Source organism: Lentisphaera araneosa HTCC2155 (assembly GCF_000170755.1).
In the GTDB taxonomy this organism is placed as follows: domain Bacteria; phylum Verrucomicrobiota; class Lentisphaeria; order Lentisphaerales; family Lentisphaeraceae; genus Lentisphaera; species Lentisphaera araneosa.
Map to the genome: position 1 here is coordinate 85,233 of NZ_ABCK01000016.1, position 25,843 is coordinate 111,075.

Annotated in this window: 22 protein-coding genes; 2 read left to right on the top strand and 20 right to left on the bottom strand. The window is 40.8% G+C overall.

Features of this window, described 5'->3' with window-relative positions; all coding sequences use genetic code 11:
- Positions 1 to 7: 7 nt before the first annotated feature.
- The 5 genes from LNTAR_RS15950 to LNTAR_RS15970 are packed head-to-tail and all read right to left on the bottom strand — an operon-like array spanning position 8 to position 6,955.
- Positions 8 to 781: a MotA/TolQ/ExbB proton channel family protein gene (locus LNTAR_RS15950; RefSeq protein WP_007279769.1), complete on the bottom strand. Its 774-nt coding sequence runs from the start codon at positions 779 to 781 to the stop codon at positions 8 to 10.
- 46 nt (positions 782 to 827) lie between these two features.
- A complete protein-coding gene (locus LNTAR_RS15955; RefSeq protein WP_007279770.1) occupies positions 828 to 1,556 on the bottom strand; it encodes a tetratricopeptide repeat protein in 729 nt (242 codons plus the stop codon).
- A 12-nt stretch (positions 1,557 to 1,568) separates the two neighbouring features.
- Positions 1,569 to 4,610 (bottom strand): tetratricopeptide repeat protein, encoded by a 3,042-nt coding sequence (locus LNTAR_RS15960; RefSeq protein WP_007279771.1) that lies wholly within the window; start codon positions 4,608 to 4,610, stop codon positions 1,569 to 1,571.
- Positions 4,611 to 4,645: 35 nt separating this feature from the next.
- The gene (locus tag LNTAR_RS15965; protein ID WP_007279772.1) at positions 4,646 to 5,890 is read right to left on the bottom strand and encodes a type II secretion system F family protein; all 1,245 of its coding nucleotides are present in this window, start codon (positions 5,888 to 5,890) and stop codon (positions 4,646 to 4,648) included.
- Between the two features lie 9 nt (positions 5,891 to 5,899).
- Complete coding sequence (locus LNTAR_RS15970; RefSeq protein WP_007279773.1) at positions 5,900 to 6,955, bottom strand: type IV pilus twitching motility protein PilT; 1,056 nt, start codon at positions 6,953 to 6,955, stop codon at positions 5,900 to 5,902.
- Positions 6,956 to 7,142: 187 nt separating this feature from the next.
- On the opposite strand from LNTAR_RS15970, the gene thiD reads away from it, so the two are divergent.
- Positions 7,143 to 7,961: a bifunctional hydroxymethylpyrimidine kinase/phosphomethylpyrimidine kinase gene (gene thiD, locus LNTAR_RS15975; protein ID WP_007279774.1), complete on the top strand. Its 819-nt coding sequence runs from the start codon at positions 7,143 to 7,145 to the stop codon at positions 7,959 to 7,961.
- Here thiD and LNTAR_RS15980 read toward each other — a convergent pair.
- The 15 genes from LNTAR_RS15980 to LNTAR_RS16050 all read right to left on the bottom strand — a co-directional run bounded on the left by LNTAR_RS15980 (position 7,958) and on the right by LNTAR_RS16050 (position 23,624).
- Positions 7,958 to 8,695 carry a protein-disulfide reductase DsbD domain-containing protein gene (locus LNTAR_RS15980; RefSeq protein WP_007279775.1) on the bottom strand — a complete coding sequence of 246 codons (738 nt, stop codon included), beginning with the start codon at positions 8,693 to 8,695 and terminating at the stop codon, positions 7,958 to 7,960. The two genes, thiD and LNTAR_RS15980, sit on opposite strands and share 4 nt — an antisense overlap.
- Before the next feature lies 1 nt (position 8,696).
- Complete coding sequence (locus LNTAR_RS15985; protein WP_007279776.1) at positions 8,697 to 9,284, bottom strand: thioredoxin family protein; 588 nt, start codon at positions 9,282 to 9,284, stop codon at positions 8,697 to 8,699.
- A 94-nt stretch (positions 9,285 to 9,378) separates the two neighbouring features.
- Positions 9,379 to 10,341, bottom strand: a complete 963-nt coding sequence (locus LNTAR_RS15990; RefSeq protein ID WP_007279777.1) for an acetyl-CoA carboxylase carboxyltransferase subunit alpha — start codon at positions 10,339 to 10,341, stop codon at positions 9,379 to 9,381.
- A 2-nt stretch (positions 10,342 to 10,343) separates the two neighbouring features.
- Entirely contained in the window at positions 10,344 to 11,321 is a 978-nt protein-coding gene (locus tag LNTAR_RS25930; protein WP_007279778.1) for a L,D-transpeptidase family protein, read from the bottom strand.
- A 59-nt stretch (positions 11,322 to 11,380) separates the two neighbouring features.
- A complete protein-coding gene (locus LNTAR_RS16000; RefSeq protein ID WP_007279779.1) occupies positions 11,381 to 12,808 on the bottom strand; it encodes a PfkB family carbohydrate kinase in 1,428 nt (475 codons plus the stop codon).
- Positions 12,809 to 12,926: 118 nt separating this feature from the next.
- Positions 12,927 to 14,903 (bottom strand): hypothetical protein, encoded by a 1,977-nt coding sequence (locus LNTAR_RS16005; RefSeq protein WP_007279780.1) that lies wholly within the window; start codon positions 14,901 to 14,903, stop codon positions 12,927 to 12,929.
- Positions 14,900 to 15,838, bottom strand: a complete 939-nt coding sequence (locus tag LNTAR_RS16010) for a S1C family serine protease (protein WP_007279781.1) — start codon at positions 15,836 to 15,838, stop codon at positions 14,900 to 14,902. Before LNTAR_RS16010 ends, LNTAR_RS16005 begins: the two co-directional genes overlap by 4 nt.
- Positions 15,835 to 17,973 carry a hypothetical protein gene (locus LNTAR_RS16015; protein WP_007279782.1) on the bottom strand — a complete coding sequence of 713 codons (2,139 nt, stop codon included), beginning with the start codon at positions 17,971 to 17,973 and terminating at the stop codon, positions 15,835 to 15,837. The genes LNTAR_RS16010 and LNTAR_RS16015 overlap by 4 nt, the downstream gene beginning before the upstream one ends.
- 146 nt (positions 17,974 to 18,119) lie before the next feature.
- Positions 18,120 to 18,464 carry a monovalent cation/H(+) antiporter subunit G gene (gene mnhG, locus LNTAR_RS16020; protein ID WP_007279783.1) on the bottom strand — a complete coding sequence of 115 codons (345 nt, stop codon included), beginning with the start codon at positions 18,462 to 18,464 and terminating at the stop codon, positions 18,120 to 18,122.
- Entirely contained in the window at positions 18,461 to 18,742 is a 282-nt protein-coding gene (locus tag LNTAR_RS16025; protein WP_007279784.1) for an MrpF/PhaF family protein, read from the bottom strand. The genes mnhG and LNTAR_RS16025 overlap by 4 nt, the downstream gene beginning before the upstream one ends.
- On the bottom strand, positions 18,742 to 19,062 hold the full coding sequence (locus LNTAR_RS16030; protein ID WP_007279785.1) for a Na+/H+ antiporter subunit E: 321 nt from the start codon (positions 19,060 to 19,062) through the stop codon (positions 18,742 to 18,744). Before LNTAR_RS16030 ends, LNTAR_RS16025 begins: the two co-directional genes overlap by 1 nt.
- Positions 19,059 to 20,555, bottom strand: coding sequence for a Na+/H+ antiporter subunit D (locus tag LNTAR_RS16035; protein ID WP_007279786.1), 1,497 nt, complete (start codon positions 20,553 to 20,555; stop codon positions 19,059 to 19,061). Before LNTAR_RS16035 ends, LNTAR_RS16030 begins: the two co-directional genes overlap by 4 nt.
- Positions 20,552 to 20,905, bottom strand: a complete 354-nt coding sequence (locus LNTAR_RS16040) for a Na+/H+ antiporter subunit C (RefSeq protein WP_007279787.1) — start codon at positions 20,903 to 20,905, stop codon at positions 20,552 to 20,554. Before LNTAR_RS16040 ends, LNTAR_RS16035 begins: the two co-directional genes overlap by 4 nt.
- A complete protein-coding gene (locus LNTAR_RS16045; protein ID WP_007279788.1) occupies positions 20,905 to 21,324 on the bottom strand; it encodes an MnhB domain-containing protein in 420 nt (139 codons plus the stop codon). The genes LNTAR_RS16040 and LNTAR_RS16045 overlap by 1 nt, the downstream gene beginning before the upstream one ends.
- Positions 21,324 to 23,624 carry a putative monovalent cation/H+ antiporter subunit A gene (locus LNTAR_RS16050; protein ID WP_007279789.1) on the bottom strand — a complete coding sequence of 767 codons (2,301 nt, stop codon included), beginning with the start codon at positions 23,622 to 23,624 and terminating at the stop codon, positions 21,324 to 21,326. Before LNTAR_RS16050 ends, LNTAR_RS16045 begins: the two co-directional genes overlap by 1 nt.
- Before the next feature lie 384 nt (positions 23,625 to 24,008).
- Between LNTAR_RS16050 and LNTAR_RS25935 the strand changes: the two genes are divergently transcribed.
- Positions 24,009 to 25,754, top strand: coding sequence for a sugar MFS transporter (locus LNTAR_RS25935; protein WP_007279790.1), 1,746 nt, complete (start codon positions 24,009 to 24,011; stop codon positions 25,752 to 25,754).
- Positions 25,755 to 25,843: the final 89 nt, after the last annotated feature.

Consider the following 25,843-nt stretch of genomic DNA (forward strand, 5'->3'; position numbering starts at 1 on the left):
AACATTATTACTCGTATTCTTCGTCTTCGTATTCTTCGTCATCTACTTCAGCATCTTTCAGCTTTTTAATGAGGTCAAGAACGGTAGACTGAGTTTCGATAGTGATTTTGATTGCGGCGTTACGAGCAAGTGTGTAGCCGAGTAAGGCTGGGATTGAAATCAAGAGACCAGCAACAGTTGTCCATAGTGCGATTGAAATTTGGTTTGCAAGGAAAGTTGCTTTAGCAGCACCAGTTTTATTTGCAAGACCCGCAAAAGCGCCAACCATACCAGATACTGTACCTAGTAGACCTAACATTGGACCCATTTGACCAAATACGTTTAAATAGTTGATACGTTGAAGGATTTTTTCGTTTTCTAAATCTGCAGCAGATGAAACTGAATCTTGGATAACATCGTAACCCTCTGCGATATTTGCAAAAGCAGCAAGGAGAATGTTTGCAAGGGGGCTAGGAGTTTCTTCACAAGCGGCAATAGCGGATTCTAGGTCACCGTCGTTAAGTGAGTCTTCTACAGCATCTTGAAGATGTGCAGGAAGAATTTTTTCGCGATTTAAGATAAGGACAGAGTCGATGATAAAGGCGAGCATACCGAGTGAACAGAGTAAGATAAGTACCCAAATGAAGATACCTACGGCACCGCCACCAAAAATAATTTCTTTAAAACCTGCTGTTGTATTTTGAGCAGCTGCTTCGCCACCAGCTTCTGCGGCTTCTTGTGCAAAAGCGCTCATCGAAAGGGCTAGTGATGCGAGAGTGTACTTTAGTGTGTTGTTTAACATTTATTGGCTCCTGTTGTGTATCTTAATAAATTAATCGTTTAGTATATTAAAGTTTGTTGAGTTCTGCTAGGCGGGGATCGTTAAATTCTGTATAAATTTCCTTAACTTTCTCCAAAGCACGCTTTCTTTCGAAATCTTTTGGCGATTCTAGTAAAATTACTTTGAAGTAGCTTGCGAGTGCTTGGTTAGCGTCACCCTTGGCTCTGTAGTAGTTTCCTTTTGCCATGAAATAGTATTTTTGGCCGTTAGAGTCGAATTGTTTTTCCGATATTTTTTTGATGTAATCTTCAGCTGCAGCAAGTTTTTTATCATGGACTTCAATATCAATAAGTGCGGCCATGATGATTGTATCATCAAGTAACTTATTACTCGTATTAACAGCAGAGAAGCGTGCGCGTCTTAACATTTTACGTGCATCTTCAACTTTACCTTTTGCAAGTAAGGCTCGGCTGTAATATAAATGACCTATTTGGCCCCAACCGAAGAGACTTACTTCTTTTAGGTTTTTCTCTGTTTTAAGTACAGCGTCATATTTACCTGCATTAGTATACTTAATCAAAGAAGAGATATACTTAGGCTGAGGGCAGTCAATGTATTTGATGTCGTTTTTATCTAGTGTACGAGTAGCGCCACCAGATATAGTGATGGTGATTCGTCCTGTTTTTTCACCAATTTCTTGGCCCTCAATAAGTTTTCCATCCTTAAGACCGATGGTGACTTGTGACCACGAGGTGAAGCCAACAAGTGTGAGGAGTGTGAATATGATTTTTTTCATTGGTTGAAATCCTTATTTAATAGCGCTTGGAGGCGTTAGAACTTGATCGCGGAAGGAGGAAGAAGGGTATTTTTGTAAGAATTCAGTTCTTAACTGTTTAATATCTTCTCCGAGCAAAGCTTTACACATGGTAAGGTAAAAAGTTGCATTTTCCATAACTTCTTTCGCTTCAGTTTCTTCAACGGTATTAGGGAATTGACTGATATAGACTAAGTAGCACTGAGTCTTACCTTTTCTAACAAAGTTTTCCTGTTTAGCACCAAAGCCGACTTTGCCACTTAGTGTTCTCACTTTAGCATGTTGTAAAGGAGTGCCATAGGTCTTAACTAAGTTTTCAAGATCAGAGATGATCTTATCAGCCTCTGTATATTTGCCTTTTTCAATCATGATCTCAACATCTAGGAATGATATCTCTAAACTGTAAGGTGAGTTAGGAGCTTCATTTTTGATGATATCAAATAGTTTTCCTGCTTCAAGTTTTTCGCCTATTAAGAAGTGTGCACGTCCAGCATAAAATGCGTAACGGTGTTTTGCACTTTGTTCACTTGATTGAGTAATGATCTTGTTTGAGGCTTTGATGACTATCTGAGTAGCTTTCTCAAAATCATTTTGATTGAGCTTTCGTTTGTCAGGTTTTGATGGGTAGAGGAATTTAGACACTAAGTATTGAAGTGTGCCTACGGACATTTTTTCATAGTCCAATTTAGCTGCTTCTTTAGCTGCAGCTCCAATGTCCTTGTTGTTGATGTAGGAGATAACGAGGCGCATCTGAATTTGTTCTAACACAGGGCTATCTGGGAAACGTTCAGAAATTTCACTGAAGATCTTCTGTGACTCACGATCCATTTTAGCATCTTGGTAAATGCCACCGACTTTTGCGAGGATCGTTGCAATTTTGCTGTTAGTTTTATTGCGTTTCGTCCAATCAAGGTAGCTGTCTGCAACTTTAGATGACATTTTTTGGAGTTTTTCGAGCTGCTGTTTATGTGTCGTTTGGAGTGACTTGTCATCAGGGGAAGCTTTGAGTTTCTTGTCGGACTCATTAAAAGCTGTTTTGACTTCTTTGATTTTATTGTAGTCAATATCTATTTTCCAGATGTCTAAGCCAGCATTAAAATCATTTAGATTTTTTTGTTGCTTATCACTCGCATCACTGAAGTCATTTTTAGCGATGTAGTTTTTGTAGGTTTCAACAGCGTTAAGCATGCCGTTGGCGCCTTCAATTTGGTCGAGTTTTAGCAAGTTGTAAGCTATGTGATAAAAAGCTTCAGCTCTTTTATATTTCCCCTTAGTATCAATACCACTTTCACGTTTGAGGAATTCTTGATACGATTCAAGGGCAATTTGGTGCTCTTGTGCGATTTCCGCAATTTGGCCCTTAAGTGAGTAAGCCAAAGTTAATTGAGTTGTGTTAGGGAATTTTTTGATGTAAGCCTCAATGAGGGCTAAAGTTTCTTTAGCTTTGGCTTTGCCTGCACTTCTTGATTTTCCGTAAGTACTGAAAGCGAGTTTGACTTCATCAACTAGGTCAAGTAGAGCATCGTTTGGGTTGTTTGGATCCGATAGCTTGATCTTAGATAAGATTTCGTAAGCTGATTTCTTGCTAGGGTCATCTGCAAGTTCCTTGACGCGAGTTTTGTAGAAGCTTTTTCTCCAGCCAGTTGCTTTGTCTAGATAAGCAGCTCTTAAAGCGGCGTTGCTCGAGAATTCATTTTTAAGGATTTTGTAATACTCTTCCGCTTTTTCGAAGTTATCGATTTGAGTAGCCGCATAGAAACTTAGCCAAAGAACTTCGCCTTTGTCATTCATATTCTTTACAGACTTAATATACTCATCAGCTAGTGTGATAGCTTTATCGTAATCTTTTTTAGAGTAATTAGCCATGAAAATAAGCTTTTTGTCTGTAGGGAGAGCTTTTTTGCTTTTTGTTCCACCAACTTTTGCGTAAAGCTTCCAAACATCATCATACTCAAATAAAGTTTTGATTGCCCCGCGTGATTGTGGGTAGCGCATAACGAGGAGGTACATATTTACAGCGGCATTTTGAGTGCCTTTGTCTACTAGTGAAGTTTGAGCTTTGGCATTATCCCCAGCTTTTGCAGAGCGTTGAGCAACGGCCCAGTAGATGCAGGCTTTTGAATAAAGGAAGTTAGACATGATTGAAGTACTAACTATTTCAGGCTTGCCTTCTCTTTTAGCCGTAGCTTTTACAGCAGCATCAATATCAGCAAATCTTTTGTAGTAATGTGCAAGCCATGGTAGGGCTTCTTGTTCTTCTCCAAGTAGGGCCATGCCACGAGCAGCTTCACTTACGCACAGCAGAAACCATGGGTCGATCTGGTCATTTGATTGTTCAAATTCAAGTTCTTTAATGAGTTTGATTTGGGACTTAATGTCAGCTGTATTTATTGTGCCAGGCTTTCTTTTTGTGAAAATCTCAAGAGCTTCATCCATTACAGCTACGGTTTGAGCGTAGAGGGCTTCTGAAGGAGATTGATCAGGCGGTGCAATTGGCGGGAAGCCTTTGCTTTTCCACCAGGCTTCAAAAGCTTTCGATTTGTTTTTGTCACTCTTAGTGAGTTCAAGATTGTAGGAGTATGCGGCGCCTTGGAGTGTTTCAAAGTAGGGATTTTCTTTACTGAGGCTTTCTTTGAATTTTGATTCAAAGAATAATTTGCCTGCAATAGCTAAGCTTTTTCGATCGTTGGCTTCTTGTGCCTTTTCGATAAAGAAGTATAAAACACCTTCTGACTGAGGGCTGTTCATACCAAAGTCAGTAAGGACTTTTCTCGCTGTCGTGTTGCGTTTTTTTGAGAAAGCAAGCATGATGTCAATCTTTGCGAGAGCATCTTTTTGGCTCTTGTAGGTCGCTTTAGCGAGCTTGATTTGAAAAGTTAATTCTTTTGTGAAGTCAAATTTGTCAGAATTGTCAATGTAAGCTTTGATGAGCTTCATATCGGCATCTAATTCAGTTTGGCTTTCCGCATGCAGTTCAGGACTTAGTGAAGCAAGGGCTGCAGTGGAAGATAGTCCAGTAAATATAAGTTTTTTCATTTATTTATAATATTTCTTTAGTTAATAAAATTTTACTACATTGTCTGCATGAGTTTAATCATGGGCATGAACATGGCAATAACTATGCCACCAACGACGACGGCTAGGAAAACGATCATTATAGGTTCAATAAGTGAGGTGAGGCCGTCTACGGCAACATCAACTTCTTCTTCGTAAATATCTGCTACACGAAGCATCATCTCAGGCATTGCACCTGTTTCTTCGCCAACTTCTACCATCGAAATCATCATTAGAGGGAATATGCCAGATTGATCAAGAGGTTTACTTACACTTTCACCTTCTTTAACAGAGTCAGCAACGCTTTGGACTGCTTTAGCTACAACGGCGTTACTAGTTGTGTTCCTTACAATTTCTAAGGCGTTTAAGATGGCTACACCTGAGCCTAAAAGAGTCGAAAGGACTCGACAGAATTGGGCTGTGTTTACTTTTGTGACCATGCCACCGAGGGGGGGCATTTTGAGGAGGACCATGTCAATGGCGTAGGAGCCGCCTTTCGTTGATTTAAATGCTTTGAAGGCAAATACAGCACCTACAATAGTACCAAGAGGGATGTACCACATGGTGTTGATGAAGGTGGAGAGTTGAACTACGAACTCAGTTAATCCTGGGAGAGGTTCACCAGCAAGGAGGTCGTCGAAGATTTCTTTAAACTTAGGGACAATGAATGTCATGAGACCCCAAGTAATACATACGGCAATGAAAAGTACTGAACAAGGATACATGAGTGCACCCTTAACTTTTCGCTTGAGTTTTTCTGATTTCTCCATGAATTCCGCAAGGCGGTTAAGTACGGCTTCCATGGCACCAGATGCTTCACCAGCACGGATCATGTTTACGTAGAGCTTGTTAAATGATTTAGGTTGAGAGGCAAGAGCATCGGAGAAGCCGTTGCCACCTTCGATTGAGTCGGCGATTTGAGTCAATATTTGCCTGAGTATAACGTCTTTTTTCGCTTGTTTTGCGAGGGTTCGTATGGCGCGGACCATTGGGAGCCCCGCACCAAGGAGTGTAGCTAGCTGTCTCGTAAAAACAGTTAGATTTTTTGAGGTCATTTTTGGTGTGCCAAGTGTGATGGCACCCATGCCTCCGCCAGCGCCTTTTTTCTTTTTCTTTTTAGCAGCAGACTCTTGAGTTATCGATGTGGGAATCATGCTTTGCTGCTTTAGTTGAGCGCTTGCATCAGCCTCACTTTCAGCTTCGATTATACCTTTATGCTCTTTGCCAGTAGCATCCATTGCTACATATTTAAACTTAGCCATGTCTACTCCTTAAACGTTGAGGTTGTTGTTGATTGCTTGTACATCTTTACACTTAGTGATCATGTCAGCATAAGTGATTTTCTCTTCCTCATAGAGTTGGAGGAGGTGAGCATCGAGGGTGTTCATGCCGTATTTTTGGCCAGTTTGAATCTCTGATACAACCTGGAAAGTTTTGTTATCTCGAATGAGTGCCTTGATTGAGTCGGTAGAAATCATAATTTCAAAGGCAGCAACACGTCCTCCACCAACTTTAGGTAACAGTGCCTGAGAGATAACTGCCACTAAGCCAGCCGCTAACTGGGAGCGGACTTGTTCTTGTTGGTCGGTGGGGAAGACGTCAATAATTCTGTCTACCGTTTCAGCTGCACCAGTAGTGTGGAGAGTTCCAAATACTAAGTGGCCTGTTTCCGCGGCAGTTACAGCGGCAGAGATTGTTTCTAGGTCTCGCATTTCACCGACAAGTATGACGTCGGGGTCTTGACGAAGTGCACGTCTGAGAGCTTCTCCAAAAGAAGGGACATCCGGGCCAATTTCTCGTTGATTTACAATCGAAGTCTTGTGGGGGTGGTAGAATTCTATAGGGTCTTCAACAGTGAGTATGTGACAATCTCTTTCATTATTGATGACGTTGATCATTGATGCCAGAGTTGTTGATTTACCTGAACCAGTTGGGCCGGTAACGAGGATGAGTCCTCGAGGTGTGTAGAGTAAGTCTTTAATAGCTGGGGGGAGGCCGATTTGCTCTAGAGTGAGAAGTGCATTGGAGATCGTACGTAAAACCATTGCGTAAGTGTTTTTTTGTTTAAAAACAGAAACACGGAATCGAGCTTGTTCGCCAAATGCAAAGCCAAAGTCGGCGCCGCCATTTTCACTTACTGCAACACGGTTTTTATCGGACGTTATTGATTTCATCAGCCTTTCAGTATCTTCAGGTCCTAATGGTGCTGTTTCTAGTCCGTTTAATGATCCGTTAATTCGCAACATTGGCGGTACGCCAACTGTTATGTGAAGGTCACTCGCTCCCTCGTCGATAACAAGCTGCAATAAGTCATGCATTTCTATCATAGATAAATTCCCAATTCTGTTTCGATAAGCTAATAAATTAACTGTATCCAGTTAAAAATCACCGCTCGGGCCTTTAATTTGACGCTTAAAGGCAAAAAAATTAAAAGAAAATCTACTAATTTTGAGTGTATTGTATGAATTGGGTTATTTTTAAGCCAGAAAAATAATCGTTCAAGGAGTCGTTTTTGTGATAAATAAACTTAATACATGCCTTACTATTGCGGGAGCGGATAGTGGTGGTGAAGCTGGTGTTCAGGCGGATTTACAAGTGTTTAATTATTTCAATTGTCATGCCTTATCAGTCCTGTCAGCGACTACGGCTCAGAGTTACTCGCGAGTTTTATCAGTGAACCCAGTGGGTATTACGGCCTTTGAGGATCAATTGGAGGTGGTGTTCTCTGATTTTCAGCCAGCTTGTATCAAAACGGGGATGTTGGTGGACGGAGAGTATATCAATGTTTTTTTGGAGAGAAAGCCTTCAAGTGCACAATTGGTGGTTGATCCCTTGATGATGTCGACCTCTGGGACCGAATTGTTAGAGAAGAGTGCTTGGGGAGTGATGAGGGATTTATTAATACCTTCGGCTAATATGGTGACGCCTAATTTTCCTGAGCTTCGATTTTTGCTAGGTATCGATGAAGTGATGTGTGGAGAAGAAATGGTGCAGAGGTATTTCGATCTGGTTCAAGTTCCAGTGTATTTAAAGGGTGGGCATAATGCAGAGGCTCCATCAATAGACTTTTTTATCGATGAGAGTGGTTTGTGGTCCTTGAAGACTGATGAACTTGAGATCAAAGCGAGTCATGGTACGGGTTGTCGAGTTAGCTCTGCTTTAACGGCGGGTTTGAGCAATGGTTTGAGTGGGCTTCAGGCTGCCATAAACACAAAAAAGTATTTACATCAATCTTTGAAGAGCTATAAAGCTCTCTCAGATGGCCAGTATGTGATGGCGCCATTCAGTAGTAGCTTAGATCAAGTTAATGTTGAAATTGAGAAGTTAGTTTAGTTTTTGACTCTCCACGACGGGCCTTCTTTGGAGATGATGAGGCCTTTTAATTCAGTTTTTTCATTGCTCGTGAAATTGAATTGACCTTCTTTTTGATTGCCTTGTTTCATAACGATGCCATCTTCATCAAACGCAAAATAAAGTTCTTTATTGTGTAAATTATTAGGTAAATCTAAAGAAAACTTATTTCCCTTAATGTCTTTGTTAGTGATAGCGACAGTTCTAGGGAGCAAATCCATAGCTTTTGATAATAAAGGATGAATTTGCATAGTTTCTATCATGTTTTTTGAGTTGACCTCAATGGTACTTGATACTTTTACTGATTGCATGATGCAGCTCTCTTTGCAGACGAGGAAATCTATGTCTGCTTTGATGTCTATCTTTCCGTCTTTAGTGCCCGGTTTCACAAGTAAATCTGCAATGAATAAAACTTCACCATCATAGATGTTATTAAGGATTCCAGCATTTGTATAGGCTTTTGGAGTTGGCCAGTGGATTTTCTTTATATCGTAATTGTCGCCATGCCAAGTGAAGCTTGGCGCTAAGCCGCTTTCACCAGGGTTTTTCCAGTAAATGTGCCAGCCTTTTTTTACAGTTGTTTTTATGATGATTTGTCGTACTTGTCCAGGAGCCGCGTAGCTGCGGGGGAGAATGATTTTAGCATCAACAAGCTTTTCTGCATAGGCAGAAAAGCTTGTTACTAAAAGTAATAATAGAGAAGGTATTAAACGCATGTTACTTTACGTATTTAATACCACAGCCGTAGGCTTTAGTTTTGGTGGTGGAAACGGGCTTGCCGGCTAATAGCTCATTGAGGGCGTTTTTTACGTAAGGTTCAGCAGAAGCGATGTCACCTGCTTTAGTGCTTTTTTTACTATCGATTCCTCCTTGATAAACAAGTGAGCCCGATTTATCAATAATGAAAATATGAGGTGTGACTTTTGCTCCGTAGGCTTTGCCGACAACGCCACTATCATCAATTAAGTAAGCGCTAGGTTGTGCACCATTTTTTGCATGGAGTTTAGTTAGCTCACTGGCGGAAAAGTTGCCTTGTTTACCTTCTGCAGATGAGCAGACAGATAACCAAATAACACCTTTATCTTTGTAGGCTTTTTGGAGCGAGGGGATGTTTCCGGACGCATCGTAATGTTTTTTTACGAAAGGGCATGAATAGTTCACAAATTCTAAAACGACAATTTTATCTTTATAATCAGATAAGCTATGAGTTTTTCCAGTGCTATCTTTTAGTTCGAAGCTTGGGGCATTCTTTGCAAATAGAGTAGTGCTTACTGCTATCATGATGAATAAAAATATTTTTTTCATGTGTTGTCTCCTATTGATTTATAAAAAAAAGCGATCAAAAAATGATCGCTTAATTAATATGTAAAATTTGTTAATGAATCCAAATTTTTTGGAGTTAATTTTCTAGAAAAGATCCAATTTCCCTAAATCTATCATAGCGCTGATCAAGGATTTCTTGTTCACTGAGCTCAGAAAGATCGTTAAGTTCTTTACTGATCATCTCGTAGAGGGCATTGCCAGCAACTTCGTGATCTTTGTGAGCACCGCCAAGAGGTTCTTTGACAATGTCATCGACAACCTTGAGTTTTAGAAGTTCGCCAGCAGAAATTTTCATTGCGGCAGCAGCTTCAGGTGCTTTGGCGCCGTCTTTCCAAATAATGCCTGCGCATCCTTCTGGGCTGATAACTGAATAATAAGCGTTTTCCATAATGAAAACTTTGTTTGCTACGCCAATGCCAAGAGCTCCGCCGGATCCACCTTCACCAATGACTACAGAGATGATTGGTACGCGGAGTTTGAACATCTCTAAGAGGTTAACGGCGATAGCTTCGCCGACGTGACGTTCTTCTGAGGCAATACCTGGGTACGCACCAGGTGTGTCAATAATTGTGATAATTGGGCAGCCAACTTTATCTGCAAGTTGCATTAAACGTAGAGCTTTACGGTAACCTTCTGGGTGAGCCATGCCGAAGTTTCTGAGGCTTCTTTCCTTGAGGTCACGTCCTTTTTGTTGAGCAATAACCATAACTTTGCGACCATCGCGAAGTTTAGCGAATCCGCCAATAATTGCTTCGTCGTTGCCAAAGCGACGATCACCTTTGAGTTCAACAAAGTCTGATGCAAAAATATTTAAGTAATCTAAAGCGTAGGGGCGCTGAGGGTGACGAGCCACTTGAACGCGTTGCCAGGGGGTGAGCGAGCCAAAGATTTCAGTGCTTTTACTTGTGATTTGGGATTCAAGCTCGGCGATCTGTTTAGACATATCGATGTTGTTAGTTTCGCCAAATTCTTGAATTTCGCTAAGTTTTTCTTTGAGCTCAATAATAGGTTTCTCAAATTCTAGTACAAAGTTTTCCATGTTTAGTCCTCAATTGTCACTTTGATTTTGTTGTCAGGTATAAAATTAAAAAGTTCTTCAACGTCTTCGTTTCTCATGCGTATGCAACCTAGACTAGATGCAGTGCCGATAGATTCAGGTTCACTTGTTCCGTGGATACCATAGCCTTCATTTGAGCCATCGCTAATTTTTGTGAGTCTCATCCAACGAGTTCCTAAAACATTTTCTGGGTGGCCAAAGGGGTAGCCTTTCCAGCTGGGTTCGCGTTTTTTTCCAGATATAAAAAATTCTCCAAATGGAGTTCGGTTATCTTTGCCAATTCCTATGTTGTAGAAGCGGAATAATTTCCCGTCGAGTAGAAGCTGAAGAGCGTAATGTGATTTAGAAGCTTTGATTTCCCATTGACCTCCAAAGAAGGTGAGGACTTGGTTGACGTGGATGACTGATGATTCAATAGGGATTTTGTTACTAATTTGTACTGCGCGAATGGTAGTGTTTTCTGCAGCAAAGTCCCAGAGGGATTGGCCACTTTTGACTGTGTGACTTTGTTTGCGTTTTGAAGGTACGGCATTCTTGTAGATGTAAACGTTGATTTCACTAATGAGCTGAGCTGCCTTAATCCAATCGTCTGAATAAGGTTCAGAGTGTTCCAAGGCTTCGATTAAAATATTATAGGCAGAGTCAAGCATGCCTTTATTTTTAAGTTCAGTGCCTTGTTTGAGTTTTTCGCTAAACTTAGGTGAGCTTACAACGGTCTTTTTATTAATTGTTTTTACTGCATTAGTATTTTTTGAAGAAGCAGTGGGGGTATACTTTTCTTTTTCAGTGCGAGCCTGATTAGATTCTAATGTAGGTGTTTGAGCTGGTTCTTGGCTATCATTGTCTTCCACGGGACTAGAAGGGCTACTTTTAAGCCATTCTTGGGGTAAGACTTTATAGACCCCTAAGCCAATGCCAATAAGTGCTGCCGCAACTAAAATATATTTATAATACCAGTACATAAATCTCTTGTTTTAACTTTAATCAGCAACTTAGCCCCTAGAAGCTAAGTTTAAAGTGGCTAAGAATAGATGTCGATAAATTTTATTTGACAATTAATCTTTTCTAGGATTGCTGCTTCGGCAATTGCCTTGCCCTCGAAATTTTTACCTTTGAGGAAATAGTCGGGTTTTAAACGCTCTAAAACTTGCTTGCAGTCGGTGTCATCAAAGATAAGGATGTAGTCAATACAATCAAACATTTGCAGCAAGCGCAAGCGATCGTTTTCTCTAAGTTGAGGTTCGTGGCCTTGATTCTTAATCGATATATCACTGTTAATGGCAACGATGCGAATACCATCAAACTCATTGAGTTTTTCAAGGTAAAGAATGCGTTCGCGTGAAACGTTGTCGTAGTAACCATTAGTGAAGTAGATGCTCTTGTTTTTGGTGCTGGATGATTTGAGGATGATTTCAAGTTCATCAATGCTTTTAATCTTTTTATTGAAGTCGTCTTTATCAACGACCATGCGATGGACGAGGTCTTCGCGACTTATGTGTTTTGGGCTTTGCTGAGAAATCATAATACCAGCGGCCGCGTTGGCAGTTTCCAGTAGGTAGCGTGGAGCAATATTGGCTTTTGAGAGTAGAGCCATGATAGAGATGACACTATCGCCAGCTCCAGCAACATCATAAACTTGTAGGGGTTGAGTGGGAACAAATAGGTAATCATGTTGACGGTTAATATAAAAAATCCCATCTGTATCTAAGCTGATTAGAGTGTAATCAAGTTCAGCTTTTTCGAGTAAGATCTTGCCCGCACGAATAACCTCTTCTTGTGTTGATATAGAGAAACCTACTGCAGCTTCGCATTCATGACGGTTGGGCTTCATGGCAGTGATACCTTTGTAGCGCTCTATGGGGGCGCCTTTTGCGGGGTCCGCAATGACGGTGGTGTACTGACTCGCAGAACATAAGTGTTTTAGAACTCTCTCGGTTAGTACACCTTTTTGGTAGTCAGAAATGATGATGGCATCAAAGTTTTTTCCATTTTGGTCGATAAAATTAATAATTCGATCTTCAATTGCGCTAGAGATGGGAGCTTTTGATTCATAATCAATGCGCAAGATCTGTTGTTGTCCCGATGAAATATCATTATCTTGAGCCATGACTCGTTGTTTACGGGTAGTGGGCCTAGAATCATCACTTATGAGGCAGCGGTGTTTAACATTGATTGAGTCGAGTAATTGGATGACTTTATTACGAGTTTCGTCGTCACCAGTTACGGCGCAAATTTCCACGTCAGCATTGAGCTGAGCCAAGACGTTTGAGGTGAAGCCGGCGCCGCCGAGTTGACAGTTACTATCTTGGTAGGCAATGACAGGGGTTGGGGCTTCGGGTGAGATACGATTAACTGAACCACTTAAAAATTCGTCGAGCATAAGATCCCCGACAATAAGGATTTTGGGTTGACCTATAGAATTTAAAACTTGAGCGATTTCAGCGTACATTCATGACCTTCGAATAATTTGATTTCCGCAATATAATGTAAGAGCCCCAAATGAAAACATCTTTATATCAAAATGTATTCATTTGGGGCTTATGTGGTAAAAGCCTTTTTAAAAGGATTTATTTAGCTTGTGGAAGTTGCGAAACACTTTTGATTAATAGACCGTGTTCAGAGAAGTTTGCACTGGAACAAGCAAGTTTGAATAAATTGGCGATTTCAGTTTCTTTGGGAAGGACTTCCTTGAATTTATTGAAAAGCTCCACCATTTCGTCGTCTTCACCGGCCATTTGTAATAAGTTGCCTATCATATCGCTTGAATTGATGCCAGACATGAGTTGGGCCATTGTTTTTCCCGCATCGTTAAAGCTACTTAATAAAACTTTATTTGGGGTGTATTTACTTTGGAATTCATTGTACTCAGAGGAGTTAACTAAAGAGTCAGCGTAAGCTGGGGGCGTATTGATGAGGTTGACGACTCTTTCATCAGTTTTTTCACCAAGACTAATGACAAGTTTATTTTTGCCGTAGTGAACAGAGAAGGCAACACCATTGGTTTTTGTCGGATCAATTTTAAAACCATTAAAACCTAAGAGTGGGCTATCGATAAGAGTGCCTGGGGCCGACATACTTGCCAAACCCTTTAGAGTCATGAGGATTTTATTCATTAATTCAGGATTGTTAAATTCAACTACAATGGCTGCACTACCGTTGTAAGTCATCGATTCAAAAGGGTTGTTAGATTTAAATTCGAGGATTTCTACTTTTTTGCCAAAGCTATTGAGTAATTTATTGAGGTCAGATTGGAAATTCATCTGTAATTGAGTATTAACTTGTTCTTCTATTTGATTGGCATTAGGTACATTTTCTTCGATCATGATCCCCTTTACTTTGTTCCAAGTGTAAGGAAGGTCCATCGCTACTTGCGAGTAGGTTTGAAGATCTTTCGGAACCCAAGCTTCAGGTTTTCCATCAACATGTGGTTGGTTAAGCAGCTCTAAATAGCCACGTTTGTTTTCTGGGAGACTAACAAATAAATTTGAGAACATTAGATTGTCTTTATAAGTCAACCAAGTACCTAGTGTTGAGAGCTCGCCAAACTTATCAAAAATCTCTTTCGCTTCAGCATCCATTTTGATATTTTGTAGGTCAGCTACCGCTTCGAAAATGAGGTCGCCTTCAGGGGTGTTTCGACGCATGCCTTCCTTTTGCATAGTTTTGGCATAGAAATCTGAACCGGAACCATTTTTAGCTGCGAGTAATTGACTTGTGTAGGCTTCGCTGAGTTCTTTGAGTTGGGCAAAGGCTTTATCGTCCATTTTGTTACCTGATGTCGTGTTGCCATCAAGGGACTCATCGGAAAGACCATCTTGGAAGAACTGAGCTTGGAATTTGGCTTCTTGTTTTATTGCTTTGTGGAGCTTATTGAATACTTGAGGTTCGAAATCATCACTTATGTCTGAATCCCCAAAGTCATCACTATCAAAATCGTTACTCATGGCGTTGTTGTCTAAGTCAGTAGCAATAGCTAAGAGTAGGTGGCCATCACCAAGATTGACCATGTGGCTGACTTCGTGATTTTGCTGGTCGAGCAGGGTGATTACATCAGTGTCAGCGAGGTTTTGGTCAAGGCGTTTTTCAGTTTTTTCTAGTTTGTAGTTTTCGCCAAAGGCTTGGTAAAAACGATTGATGAGGTCGGGCTCATTTTTAAGCCACATGAAGATGAGGCCCATGTTTTTGTTAGCGACTTTATCAGAAAGTGAAAATGAAAAGCCAAACTTACTGTTGAGTAGGGTGTGCAGGTCACCATCTTTAAGGCCAAATTCATTTAAATTCTTTTTATACTCGTCGTACTCGCCTTCTTTTTTGAGTGCCTCTTCAAATATATTCTTAAGCTTATCAATGCGTTTTGGGTCACTAAACATTTTGCCCAGTTGTGTTTCATTCTTTATTGCATTGAGGTTTTCTTTGCTCAGATTAATTCGTAGTGCGGCAATTGTGTCGTTGGGTAAGGCTTGGAAGACGTCTTCTGTTGCAGCATGTGTTGAAAGGCTGCCGAGAACGAAAGCAGCGCAGGCTGCAGGTTTAAAGAGTTTCATTTGGATTCCTTGTTTTCGATGTAAGGGGGTTGGTGATAATTGATGCCGTTCTGAGGTTGAGATTCATCATAGAGGTATGCGGAACGGTGGGTGAGAAAGTTGATGATATCGGCCATGGGGATGCCAAAACCTAAGCCTTGGAATTGTGCGGACCCCGCACAAACAAGTCCTACAACTTCACCGTTGGCGTTAAACATAGGTCCACCACTATTACCTGGGTTGATTGCTGTGTCGGTTTGGATAAAACGAAGTTGTCCCAAGTTTCTCATGTTTGAGCTAACGATACCTTGGGTTACGGTACGTTCGAGTCCAAGGGGACTACCAATGGCAAAAATGAGGTTGCCTGGATCTACCTTATAGTCGGGTGAGAAGGATGCAGGTTTAAGGTCGAGGCCTTTTTCTTCATCAAGGTCGAGCTTTAAAAGAGCAATGTCTCTGTAGGGGTGAAGAGCGATGATTTTTACTTTTTTTAACTCAATTTTTTCGAAGGCAGTATTAGTTTTTTTATAGAGAATGACCGTGATCTGTGTCTCTCTTTCAACCACGTGGTAGTTAGTAAGTAAGTATCCAGAATCAGAAATGATAACACCGCTGCCGAGGCCTCGAGGTGTTTTTACCATCACGACACTTTCATTCACACGATCGACAAGTTCTTTAACGGGTGCTACTGCTCGGCGACCAATAGTGTAAATATCTTCGACTTGGTCTGATTGAGTTTTGACCAGCTTTTTTTCAGTAACGAGTTTGCGAGAATGGATATCATTTTTGTCGAGCTTAATGAGGTCGCTGCCCACATCAATTATGATATTGGATTCATTTTCTTTGAGGATTTTACTTGTGATCACAGAGCCGTTTTTTAGTGTGATTTTTTCCTTAGAAGACTCCTTGGCAAAAAGTACGCTTGTGCACATTAGTAAACTTAAAAAGTATTTCATTTGGCTTGCTCCTTATCTCCGAGGTAAAAAATAATTCGATCATGGCACATCATCACTAAGTCCTGTTTGCCGTCTTGATCAAAATCGGCACTGATAACTTCTTGGGGTTGAGAGTTGTCGTCTTGTGATTTTCGACCCCCGCCATAAGGATATTTTTTATCATCAAACACTGTCCATGAAAGAGTTTTTTTCGCTTGAAATTTATTATCGATTTCCAATAAGCTGAGGCGACGATTGGGGTAATCCATGACGAGTAGATCTTTGCGTTTGTTTCCAGTAACATCCATGAGGCGGTAATCACTGATGTGAGTTTTTTTAACGCCTTGGATGTCGAGCAAACGCTTATCTATAGATGATTGAAGGCTAAGTTTTTTTGATGCACCTTTTTCCAAGAGTGTAAGTGCGCGACTGCTGAGTGAAACTAAGTCAAAGACAGGGTCTTTGAAGATCATATTGCTACCAATGACTTCGTCTTCGCTCTGACTTCTGTAGATGCCGCTCTCATCTTTCTTCAAGCGATGAATATTTCTGCCTGTTTGATCAAGTGCGTAAGCTTCTTCACCATTGAGTTGCACATAAGCTCTGATTTTGCTACTGTTTGGCAAGTTGATTTGATCGATAGGATCTAGTTTTGCGTTTAACCAAGTCAGGATGCCACCAACTAAGCGAAGGGCTTGGCTATCATTTTTGGAGTTAATAACAAAAGAGAATTCATTGAGGTTGGCTTTTTTAAACTTGCTCAATTCTACAGTCACCACATGTTCTTCGTGTAATTTTGAAAACATTAATTCTTGTCGATACTTTTGGCGGTAAATGATTTTTGTCCCACCGAGCCAGTTGACGTCTTCAACTTTATCACCAATCCCTTTAAATAAAGAGCTTTTTGGCTCTTTATCAGTTTTTGACCAGGTGTGGAGTTCAAGGTCTTTGCCACTTCTTGTGACCCACCAAGTAATGCCTTCAGTTCGAGCAAGCTTTAAAATGACTTGGTCTTTGGGAGTCTTGCCTTTGGCGGGCCAGGGGCTTGGGTAACTCAAGCGATTATTTGTCCATTCTGAAGAAAAAAGTCTTGGAGAATTTTTAACGTGGATTAAAACTTTCCCTTCCTTTGCTAAGGGAGCAGCAATAGATTCAACATCACGAATTCCAGGAAATGTATTAGCTGCGTGCCAAGATTGATCTTTATTCACAAAAAGTTTAAAGAGTGAGTTATTATTGTCGACTTGGACAAGTGTTTTTTGGCCGTCAATGAGCAGGCTTGTGTTGAGTTTTAAACTCGCCTTTTCTAAAGGGAGGCTAGTAGTTTTTCCAAACTCTTTAATTTCTTTATCATCTTTTAGTACGTAGCGACCAAGCAGATTGTCTTGTTGATTGGAGATTAAAAAGAAATTGGCGCCATTTTTACCTTCACCAAGTTCAGCATGCGAAAAGTTTTCCTCGTGAAGTTCTACTGAAGGAAGGAAATTGTCATTCTTAGATTTTTTAAGAAACTTTAGTTTTCCTGAAACCCATTCAACGATGTCTTTTTTCTTGTCGCCATCCACATCAGTGTACCACCACCAAACTCGATTAACATTGTTGTCCCTAGGTTCTAGATGAGAAACGCGACTTTCTTTGTCTAAAGTGATTTTTTGGATGCCCTTTTTTGCAGAGATGTAGGCAGTGTTTCCATCGATGATTATGGGGAGACCATGAAATTCATCAGTAATGAGTTTCCATTTCTGTTTTTCTTCCCAGCCATCTTTATTTTTTTCGTAATAGCTGAGTTCGTCGGGATAAAGTGTTTGGACGAGGATCCCTTTTTTATCTTTAGTGCTAATGTTTTTGACTGCTTCAATGGGGCGGGTAATGGGCAGCTCAGTTAATTTAAACTCGTTTGCAGTCGGGAGAGCATTTGGAGAATCGTCAGCTTTTTCATTTTCTCTTTCAGATGCGGCGATATAATGATAAAAGTCTAAACGTCCCTGAATGTGGTTGATGAGCATTAATGTATCTTGCCCATTATGTAAAAAATCATCTACATAGATTTCGCTTTTTTCACTTTTAATGACCCTCATTTCTTTCCAGCCTTTGAAGCTATCTTCCGCATTTACGGAAAGTGCGCTTATCAAGGCAATGGCAATCCAGTATTTCATATAATCTCCCTTTATATTTTTATGAAGTATAAATTATATGCGACTTTCTTATCTTTTAAGTTCAAAAAGTTATAAAATAGCGCTTTGCATGAAAAAAAGATCTTTTTTCATGCTGAGTCTTATTCTACTAAGGGGAGTAAGCTTTTTTAATCTTTGTGCTTGTGTTTTAAGGGGATTTTGCCCTCGAGTTCATCGGCCTTGCCGCCTTTCCACTGTTTGATGCGATTGATGTATGCGGACCTCGCAATCATATGAGCAGCTACTGGAGCAGTGAAATAGAAGAAGATTATATTGACTAAGACAATGAGAGTGATTTTTAAAGTACCAAAACAGAATGCACAAAGCAAGAGGATAATGGTGCCTCCGAAAGCACCAGCTTTTGTGGCAGCGTGCATACGCGTGTAGAAGTCGGGGAAACGAATAAGGCCAATGGCGGCAATCGTTGTGAAGGCGGCGCCAATAATTAGGATGATTGAGACGAGTAGGTTCATTCTTCTTCCTCGTCTTCTAAGTAGCGAGCAAAGGCAATCGTACCTAAGAAGGTCACGACGGCAATGGCCACAGAGATTTCAAGAAACACCGGGTTTTGTGTTTCGAGAGCAAATACGGCGGCAATGCACATGACTACGGCAGAAATGAGATCCATCGCAACCACACGGTCAAAAAGGCTCGGGCCATAAATTAACCGCCAAGTGGCAATGCCGAGGGCAGATATGAGCAAGACATAGGCAGACATAAGAGCCCATGGGAAAATTTGAAGATCACCCATTAGAAAACCTCCCTAACTCTATTGACGTACTTGGTGATGATTTCTTCTCGAACTTCATCAACAGTTTCGATGTACATGGCATGGATGTATAAAGTTTGCTTATCTTGAGATAAATCAATTGTGATTGATCCTGGTGTCATGGTCAAAAGGTTGGATAAGACTAATAGCTGTCGGTCACTCAAACCATCTACGGGAATAGCGACAAAGCCAGGGGTCATGTGATGTTTTTTTGTGAGAACATCATAGGCAACTTGCACGTTGGTTATCACAACTTCCTTCACATAGAATAAGATAAAAGAAATGAGTTTAATAACTTTCATTTAACTCCTCCCATAACGGCCTTGATGTATTCTTCTGGGTTGAGAAGTTGCTCTGCAGCTTCTACGCAAATTTCGAAAATGAATTCGCCCCAAATCCCTAATCCAAAAGTACAACATGTGAGGAAAATGATTGGCAGCATGATTTGCCAAGGTTGATTGCCTGTATCAATGCCTTCGCCAGGATATTCTTCGGGCTGCTTTTTCCAAAAGGCTTCAGCCCAAATCTTGGTCATTGAAAACAAAGTGACGACCCCAACGGCAAGTCCCGTGCCAAGTAAAAGGTATTCATGTGAGTCTGCGGCAGCTTTAAGTACGACAAATTTGGCCCAGAAACCTGAGAGTGGAGGAACGCCAGCTAAGGCAAATGCGGAGAGCGCAAAGATGGTGGCAAAGCCAGGGTTGATTTTGTATAAACCACCGATTTTCTTCAGATCACAACTACCTTTTTTACGTAGGATAACTCCACTTAATAGGAAGAGGTTAGTTTTGACAATGATATTATGCAGGAGATAAAAGATGGCTCCAGCAATGCCAAGAGGAGTAAATAGAGAAAGGCCAAGTATCATGTAACCTATCTGGCTGACAATGTGAACAGAAAGTATTTTCCTGACCTCAAACTGAGAGGCTGCACAAAGCACACCCACCACCATAGTGAGGATCGCAATGACGTAGAAAAACTCTTGAAGTAGACCATTATCAAGGGGGAAAATAAGCGTAAAGGTTCGAATCATGGCGTATATACCGACCTTGGTAAGTAAGCCAGCAAAAAGTGAAGAGATAGAAACTGGTGGAGTGTGATAAGAAGCCGGTAACCACAGGAACATAGGGAAGAGAGCGGACTTAATGCCGAATGAACTTAAGAATAAGATGGCTGTTGAGTTAAGGAGCTTTTCATCACTGCTTTCAGCAATCCTGATGGCGATATCCGCCATATTAAGTGAGCCTGTTTTTGCATAGATAATAGCGGCTCCCGAAAGAAAGAGGATTGAGGAGAAAAGGTTAATCGTTACGTATTTGATCGCTCCTTCGAGTTGATCGGGTTTCTTGCCCATGGCTAAAAGGATAAAAGAAGAGAGCAACATGACTTCAAACCAAACGTAGAGGTTGAACATGTCGCCAGTAATAAATGAGCCGTTAACACCCATCATCAAGAAGTTGAAGAGCGGGAAATAGAACCGGGCTTGGAGCTCTTCTTTCATTTCTTTAAAGGAATAGACGAGCACGACTAAGGAAATGAGGCCTGTAATCACTAGCATAATTGAACTGAATAAATCGGCCACAAGTGCAATGCCAATATTTGCTGCCCAGCCACCATTTAAATAAACTTGTATACCTTCAGCACGAACTGTTTGCAAAAGATTAAAAGAAGCGGCTAGGTGAAAGAGTGCAGCAATTAGGCTGACGGTTCGCTGAAGTTTGAGGTTCTTTGTAAATAAGGAACAGCATAAGGCCGCCATGAAAGGCACCAGGAGTGGAAGTAAAAGTGGACTCATTTATCAGTGTCCGTGGTGTTGAATTTTTCCAAATCATCATGGCCAAGAGTCTTATAAGTTCTATGCAAGAGTGCAAGACAAAAAGCAGTGAAACCAAAACCGATAACAATTGCAGTCAGAACGAGTGCTTGAGGTAAGGGGTCGGCGTGAGGCGCTTGTAAAACCGTTTCGCCACTCTTGATGATGGCCGTGTGCTTACGTGTTAATCCCGAGGCAGCAAAGGTTAGTAAGTTAGCCGCTTGGCTAATCAGCATAATGCCGATAACAAGGCGAACTAAACTTCTTTGCAAGAGGCAGTAAACGCCACCGGCAAAAAGAACACCAATGAGGATTGCAATGAGTGTTTCCATTAGACAGCTTCCTCAAAATCGATAATGACGGTTAAAACAAAACCGATAACAACCATAAAAACTCCAAGATCAAAAAGTAGAGGACTGCCGATATGAACATCTCCAAGGATTGGCAGTGAGAAAGTCGGGAACCAGAGGCTTTGTAAAAAGGCTTTGCCAACAAATAGGGGCATGATACCCGCAGTGAAGGCCATGATGAGTCCCGTCATAAGAAAGTTTTTTGGCTTCATCCAAAGATGTTTTTCGAATTCTTCAGCACCGATAGCAAGGATTTTTAGAATCAGTGCAGCAGTGAAGAGCAGTCCACCGATAAATCCACCACCAGGGTCGTTGTGCCCACGGTAAAGGAAGGCAATCGCCATAGCCATAAGGATGGGGCAAAGCAGTCGAGCCGAAAGGATGATAATTACAGAATGCATTATTCAGGCTTCTCCGTCTTGTTGTTTCGCATGAGCAGTGAGACGCCCAAACCGGCAATACTCAGTACAACAATTTCTCCAAAAGTATCAAAGGCGCGGAAGTCAACAAGGATAACATTTACGACATTTCGACCATGAGCTTCTAAGTAACTCGTTTCTGCATAAATATTGGAGACGGGATTATTGGAACTTAGGTTTTGAGCTTTAATGACGAGGAAAGTCACCGTCATACCAACAAGTGAGGCAAAGATTGCATCAGTAATTTTTTTGCGACGAGTGCTGAAATCTTTGAAGCGAGGGAGCTTGTGAATGACGACCATAAACATTACCACAGTAAGTGTTTCTACGAGGATTTGAGTGAAGGCCAGGTCAGGGGCACCGTACATCATATAGATCAGTGTGATGCCAAAGCCAATGACACCTAGTGAAAGTAGGGCAGTCATGCGCGATAAAGTTGTACATGTCACAATTGTCACAATGACTAGAGCTAACAAAAATGCTGAAGTGATGGGTTTTATGTGAGTAAATTTATAGAACTCTGGCATCCCGCCCACATAGAGGAGGATATATAAGAGTAGACCTGCAAAAGCAGAAATAGTAATGATCATATAAGAGCGTAGTGAGCCACTTTGAATAAGCTTAGTGGACCACTTCGCAAATTTGATGAAGCTCTCGAGGCCATTAGCAAAAGACTTGTCGAATTGGATGTTGAGCTTGTCGTCAACATTAGTAGCGTTTCGCCTAATCTTTTTACGAATATTATAAAGAATGAAGCCAACAGTCAAAGTAATGAGGCTCAAAATTAAAGCAGTGTTGACGCCATGCCAGAGTTTAAGTTTGACGGGATGGAAGGAAGTGGTGAAGCTAGCGAGTGCAGGGCTTAGGATGTATTTGGCGATGGGGCCAGGGAAAAGACCAAACAATAAACTGAGTGAGCCGAGTGCTATGGGACCTAGTAACATACTTGGGGGGGCTTCGTGTGCATGGATTTTTTTATTGGCTCTTCCCAAAAAAGGCTGAAAACCAATCTTAAAGGCGAGGACAAATAAAAACATACTGGAAATAAAAGCGCTGCTAATCAATACAGCTTTCAGATTATGATCTAAAGCACTTCCGTAAAAATATTCTTTGGCTAGGAAGCCTGTGAAAGGGGGGAACCCCGCTTGAGAGAGTGCAGCGAGTGCGGCGGCCGCAAATGTCCAAGGCATGACTTTGCGAAGTCCGCGAAGTTTTGTTATATCTCGTGTTCCAGCTTCATGGTCAATGGAACCTGCCACCATAAAGAGAGTCGCTTTGTATAGAGCGTGAGCAAAGAGCATCATGATCGCTGCTTTAAAACTAAACTCAGTTCCCATACCAATCAGTAGGGTGATAATGCCGAGTACACTTAAAGTAGAGTAGGCTAAGATTTTTTTCAGGTCGCGGTAAATAAGACCGAGTGTGGCGGCCAGTAGCATGGTGAAGCCACCTACACAAACTAATAAATACATCCAGAAATCTGTGCCACCAAGCACGGGTGTCAGTCGAGCTAATAGAAAAACCCCTGCTTTAACCATGGTGGCAGAGTGAAGGTAAGCACTTACAGGCGTAGGAGCGGCCATGGCATTGGGAAGCCAAAAATGGAAAGGGAATTGTGCTGATTTAGTGAATGCACCTAAGCAAACTAAGATAACGACAGCTTCATAAAGTTTGTGGTTCTTAATAAGTTCGCTGTGCTGAATGAGTTCAGAAACTTGATAAGTACCTGCAATATTGCCGAGTAAAAGCAAGCCTGCTAGCATGGCTAAACCGCCTCCTGCTGTAACAATGAGGGCTTGAAGGGCTTTTTTTCTGGCGTCGGGGTTTTCGTGATTGAAACCCACAAGTAAGAATGAACTTACGGTGGTTAGTTCCCAAAAAATGAACATAGAAATGAGGTTGTCAGAAAGGACGAGTCCTAACATGGCAGCCATGAAAATCTGAATGATCGTGTAGAAGCGGGTATTTGCTTTGTAGTCTTTTAGATACCCGGCTGCATAAATGAGTATCAAAGTTCCAATACCCGTTATTAGCAGTGCCATGAGGAAGCTTAAGCCATCTAAACGAAAGTTGAGGTTGATCCCAAATCTTGGAATCCATGTGTAATCTTCGCTCAAGCTAGTGCCCGAAGCAATCTCTTGGGCTTTACTGAAAATAAGATAGAAAGATGTCGCGGGAACTATCGCGAATAGCGCGCGACGCTTATTCGGTATAAATCGAGCTAGAGCTGGTGTTGCAAAAGCAGCCAAGAAAATCAAGGCAACAGAAAATAGCAGAAACATGTTTTATCCCAAAGTTGACACATTGGCCAAAATCTAAATGAAAAGCTTTTTTTTACAAGATTAACCAAGGCGATTTATAACTTAATTAAAGAAGCCTTGAAATAGTAAGGGCAACTTAATCGTTCATGCCCAAGCTGTAAGTTATTAGCTGATTTGTGTATACAATTTATTAGAGATGACTTAACATAAAAATCGTTCAATGCATTAAATGTATAAAATATGATGATAAAAATATTCAAAAACGATGAAATCTGTAAGTCGGACTATTGAATGTTGAGTTGGGCTGACTTAAACTGTGCATGTTGAAAATGTACTTGAGTTAAATTTTTTGACGAAAAGTACAATAAATAAAATGTCAATTTTAATAATATATAGGACGGGTTTATGTCAGTAGAGAAATATGCAACAGTAGGTAAGGGACTCCTTGTACCCTTTATTCTATTAACAATTCCATTTGCCTTGTGGGGCGCAGCAAATAACATGACCGATTTCATGGTTCCTGTTTTCAAAGATGTAAAGAATATGACGGCATTTCAATCGTCAATTATTCAGTCGGCATTCTATGGTGCATACTTTTTAATGGCTCTTCCAGCCGCAATACTTATTCAAAAAACAAGTTACAAAACAGCTGTAGTTACAGGTCTATTTATTTATGCCGCAGGTGCTTTTCTTACACTCCCAGCTTCACAAGCAGATAGTTTTGACTTTTTCTTGATCGCCTTCTTCGTCTATGCTGCAGGATGTGCGTTCTTAGAAACATCTGTAGCCCCCTATGTGTTGACTATGGGCCCTGATGAAACAGCAACACAGCGTATTAACCTCGCACAGGCTTTTAACCCAATTGGTTCAATTAGTGGTATGTTCTTGGGTAAAATTTTAATTTTGAAAAACTTAACTTCTCCAACTATGGAGGATGCTCCAAACCCTGAAATGACAACAGAAGGTTTTAGGAATGCAATTAACGCCGTAAATTTTGACCTGAATGCAACAAAAGCTCCAATTAAAGCTCTTACTGATGCAGGTGTGTTTAGTGCAGATACCTCAGAAACTGAAGCTCTCGCAACAATTAATGAAAAGGCAGGGATTTGGGCAGAATCACTCAGCTCAGTTGATTTAGCTCAGCGTACTGAAAAATTTAAAGAACTCATCACTGAATGGGACTTAGTGGCTAAGCTTGATACTGAAAAGCAAACGGCAGTCGTTGATGCATTCCAGAATGCTAAACTAGACCAATTCAAGAGTCAATTATTTGAGATATCTACTCAGCTTTCTGATTTAAGTATCACAGAAAAAGTTAGTGCTGCACAAGAAAAAATGGTAGGTTCAGAGTCTTTTGCGAATCTTTCTGAAAACTCAATCAACGCTGTAAAATCATTGACTAATAACTTACTTGAAAGTCAGGTAACTGACCTTTCTTTTGTTGTTAAAGCTTATATGGCAGTAGGTCTAGTTGGTCTTATCGTTGGTATTGTTATTTTAATTAAAAAATTCCCCGTACATAAAGATAGCGAAGATTTTGGTGGGCTTGGAGCATCATTTGGTCGATTAATGAAAAATGGTAACTTTAAGTTCTCAGTGATAGCACAGTTCTTTTATGTAGCAGCACAAATCGGTGTATTTACTTACATCACGCCATACTTCGTTGAATACCACACGGGTGTTAGTACAAAAGATGATGCAGCCTCTTATGCTATTGCAGGCATGATTCTCTTTATTTTAGGACGTTTTATAGGTACGGCACTTATGAAGAAGTTCGATCCAGCGCGTATCCTTACTTTTATGGCAAGTACAGCTGCAATATTGATGATTGTATCGATTCTTGTGAAAGGTAATGTTGGTGCTATGTCAATTGTTCTCTCGTTCACATGTATGTCAATTTGTTTCCCAACAATTTATGGTTTAGGCTTAACCGGTGTAGGTGATGACCGTAAGTTAGGTGGCTCATTCATCATTATGGCAATTGTTGGTGGAGCTGTGTTAGTCCCAGTTCAAGCTATTCTCGTTGATACATTCAACGTTGCTACGAGCTTTGCAATGCCTTTAGTTGGTTTCATTTTAGTTGCGATCTATGGTATTGTAGCGCATAAGAAAGAAGCAGAAATTGGTATCCTTCATGAAGGTGAAAGTTAAGGATTATTCGTAGTTAGATTTTTAAAGCCCCTCGGATTTTTGATCCGAGGGGCTTTTTTGTATATACACCTAAGTGTTTGTTGATCCCA

What these genes read in the sequence shown, in the direction of transcription:
- LNTAR_RS16025 (WP_007279784.1), bottom strand. Translation starts at nt 18,742, where the DNA reads ATGGGTGATCTTCAAATTTTCCCATGGGCTCTTATGTCTGCCTATGTC.
- LNTAR_RS16005 (WP_007279780.1), bottom strand. Translation starts at nt 14,903, where the DNA reads ATGAAACTCTTTAAACCTGCAGCCTGCGCTGCTTTCGTTCTCGGCAGC.
- LNTAR_RS16050 (WP_007279789.1), bottom strand. Translation starts at nt 23,624, where the DNA reads ATGTTTCTGCTATTTTCTGTTGCCTTGATTTTCTTGGCTGCTTTTGCA.
- LNTAR_RS15965 (WP_007279772.1), bottom strand. Translation starts at nt 5,890, where the DNA reads ATGGCTAAGTTTAAATATGTAGCAATGGATGCTACTGGCAAAGAGCAT.
- LNTAR_RS16000 (WP_007279779.1), bottom strand. Translation starts at nt 12,808, where the DNA reads ATGTACGCTGAAATCGCTCAAGTTTTAAATTCTATAGGTCAACCCAAA.
- mnhG (WP_007279783.1), bottom strand. Translation starts at nt 18,464, where the DNA reads ATGAACCTACTCGTCTCAATCATCCTAATTATTGGCGCCGCCTTCACA.
- LNTAR_RS25935 (WP_007279790.1), top strand. Translation starts at nt 24,009, where the DNA reads ATGTCAGTAGAGAAATATGCAACAGTAGGTAAGGGACTCCTTGTACCC.
- LNTAR_RS16015 (WP_007279782.1), bottom strand. Translation starts at nt 17,973, where the DNA reads ATGAAATACTGGATTGCCATTGCCTTGATAAGCGCACTTTCCGTAAAT.
- LNTAR_RS16040 (WP_007279787.1), bottom strand. Translation starts at nt 20,905, where the DNA reads ATGGAAACACTCATTGCAATCCTCATTGGTGTTCTTTTTGCCGGTGGC.
- LNTAR_RS15990 (WP_007279777.1), bottom strand. Translation starts at nt 10,341, where the DNA reads ATGGAAAACTTTGTACTAGAATTTGAGAAACCTATTATTGAGCTCAAA.
- LNTAR_RS15980 (WP_007279775.1), bottom strand. Translation starts at nt 8,695, where the DNA reads ATGCGTTTAATACCTTCTCTATTATTACTTTTAGTAACAAGCTTTTCT.
- LNTAR_RS15955 (WP_007279770.1), bottom strand. Translation starts at nt 1,556, where the DNA reads ATGAAAAAAATCATATTCACACTCCTCACACTTGTTGGCTTCACCTCG.
- LNTAR_RS16035 (WP_007279786.1), bottom strand. Translation starts at nt 20,555, where the DNA reads ATGAGTCCACTTTTACTTCCACTCCTGGTGCCTTTCATGGCGGCCTTA.
- LNTAR_RS15960 (WP_007279771.1), bottom strand. Translation starts at nt 4,610, where the DNA reads ATGAAAAAACTTATATTTACTGGACTATCTTCCACTGCAGCCCTTGCT.
- LNTAR_RS25930 (WP_007279778.1), bottom strand. Translation starts at nt 11,321, where the DNA reads ATGTACTGGTATTATAAATATATTTTAGTTGCGGCAGCACTTATTGGC.
- LNTAR_RS15970 (WP_007279773.1), bottom strand. Translation starts at nt 6,955, where the DNA reads ATGATAGAAATGCATGACTTATTGCAGCTTGTTATCGACGAGGGAGCG.
- LNTAR_RS15985 (WP_007279776.1), bottom strand. Translation starts at nt 9,284, where the DNA reads ATGAAAAAAATATTTTTATTCATCATGATAGCAGTAAGCACTACTCTA.
- LNTAR_RS15950 (WP_007279769.1), bottom strand. Translation starts at nt 781, where the DNA reads ATGTTAAACAACACACTAAAGTACACTCTCGCATCACTAGCCCTTTCG.
- LNTAR_RS16010 (WP_007279781.1), bottom strand. Translation starts at nt 15,838, where the DNA reads ATGAAATACTTTTTAAGTTTACTAATGTGCACAAGCGTACTTTTTGCC.
- LNTAR_RS16030 (WP_007279785.1), bottom strand. Translation starts at nt 19,062, where the DNA reads ATGAAAGTTATTAAACTCATTTCTTTTATCTTATTCTATGTGAAGGAA.
- LNTAR_RS16045 (WP_007279788.1), bottom strand. Translation starts at nt 21,324, where the DNA reads ATGCATTCTGTAATTATCATCCTTTCGGCTCGACTGCTTTGCCCCATC.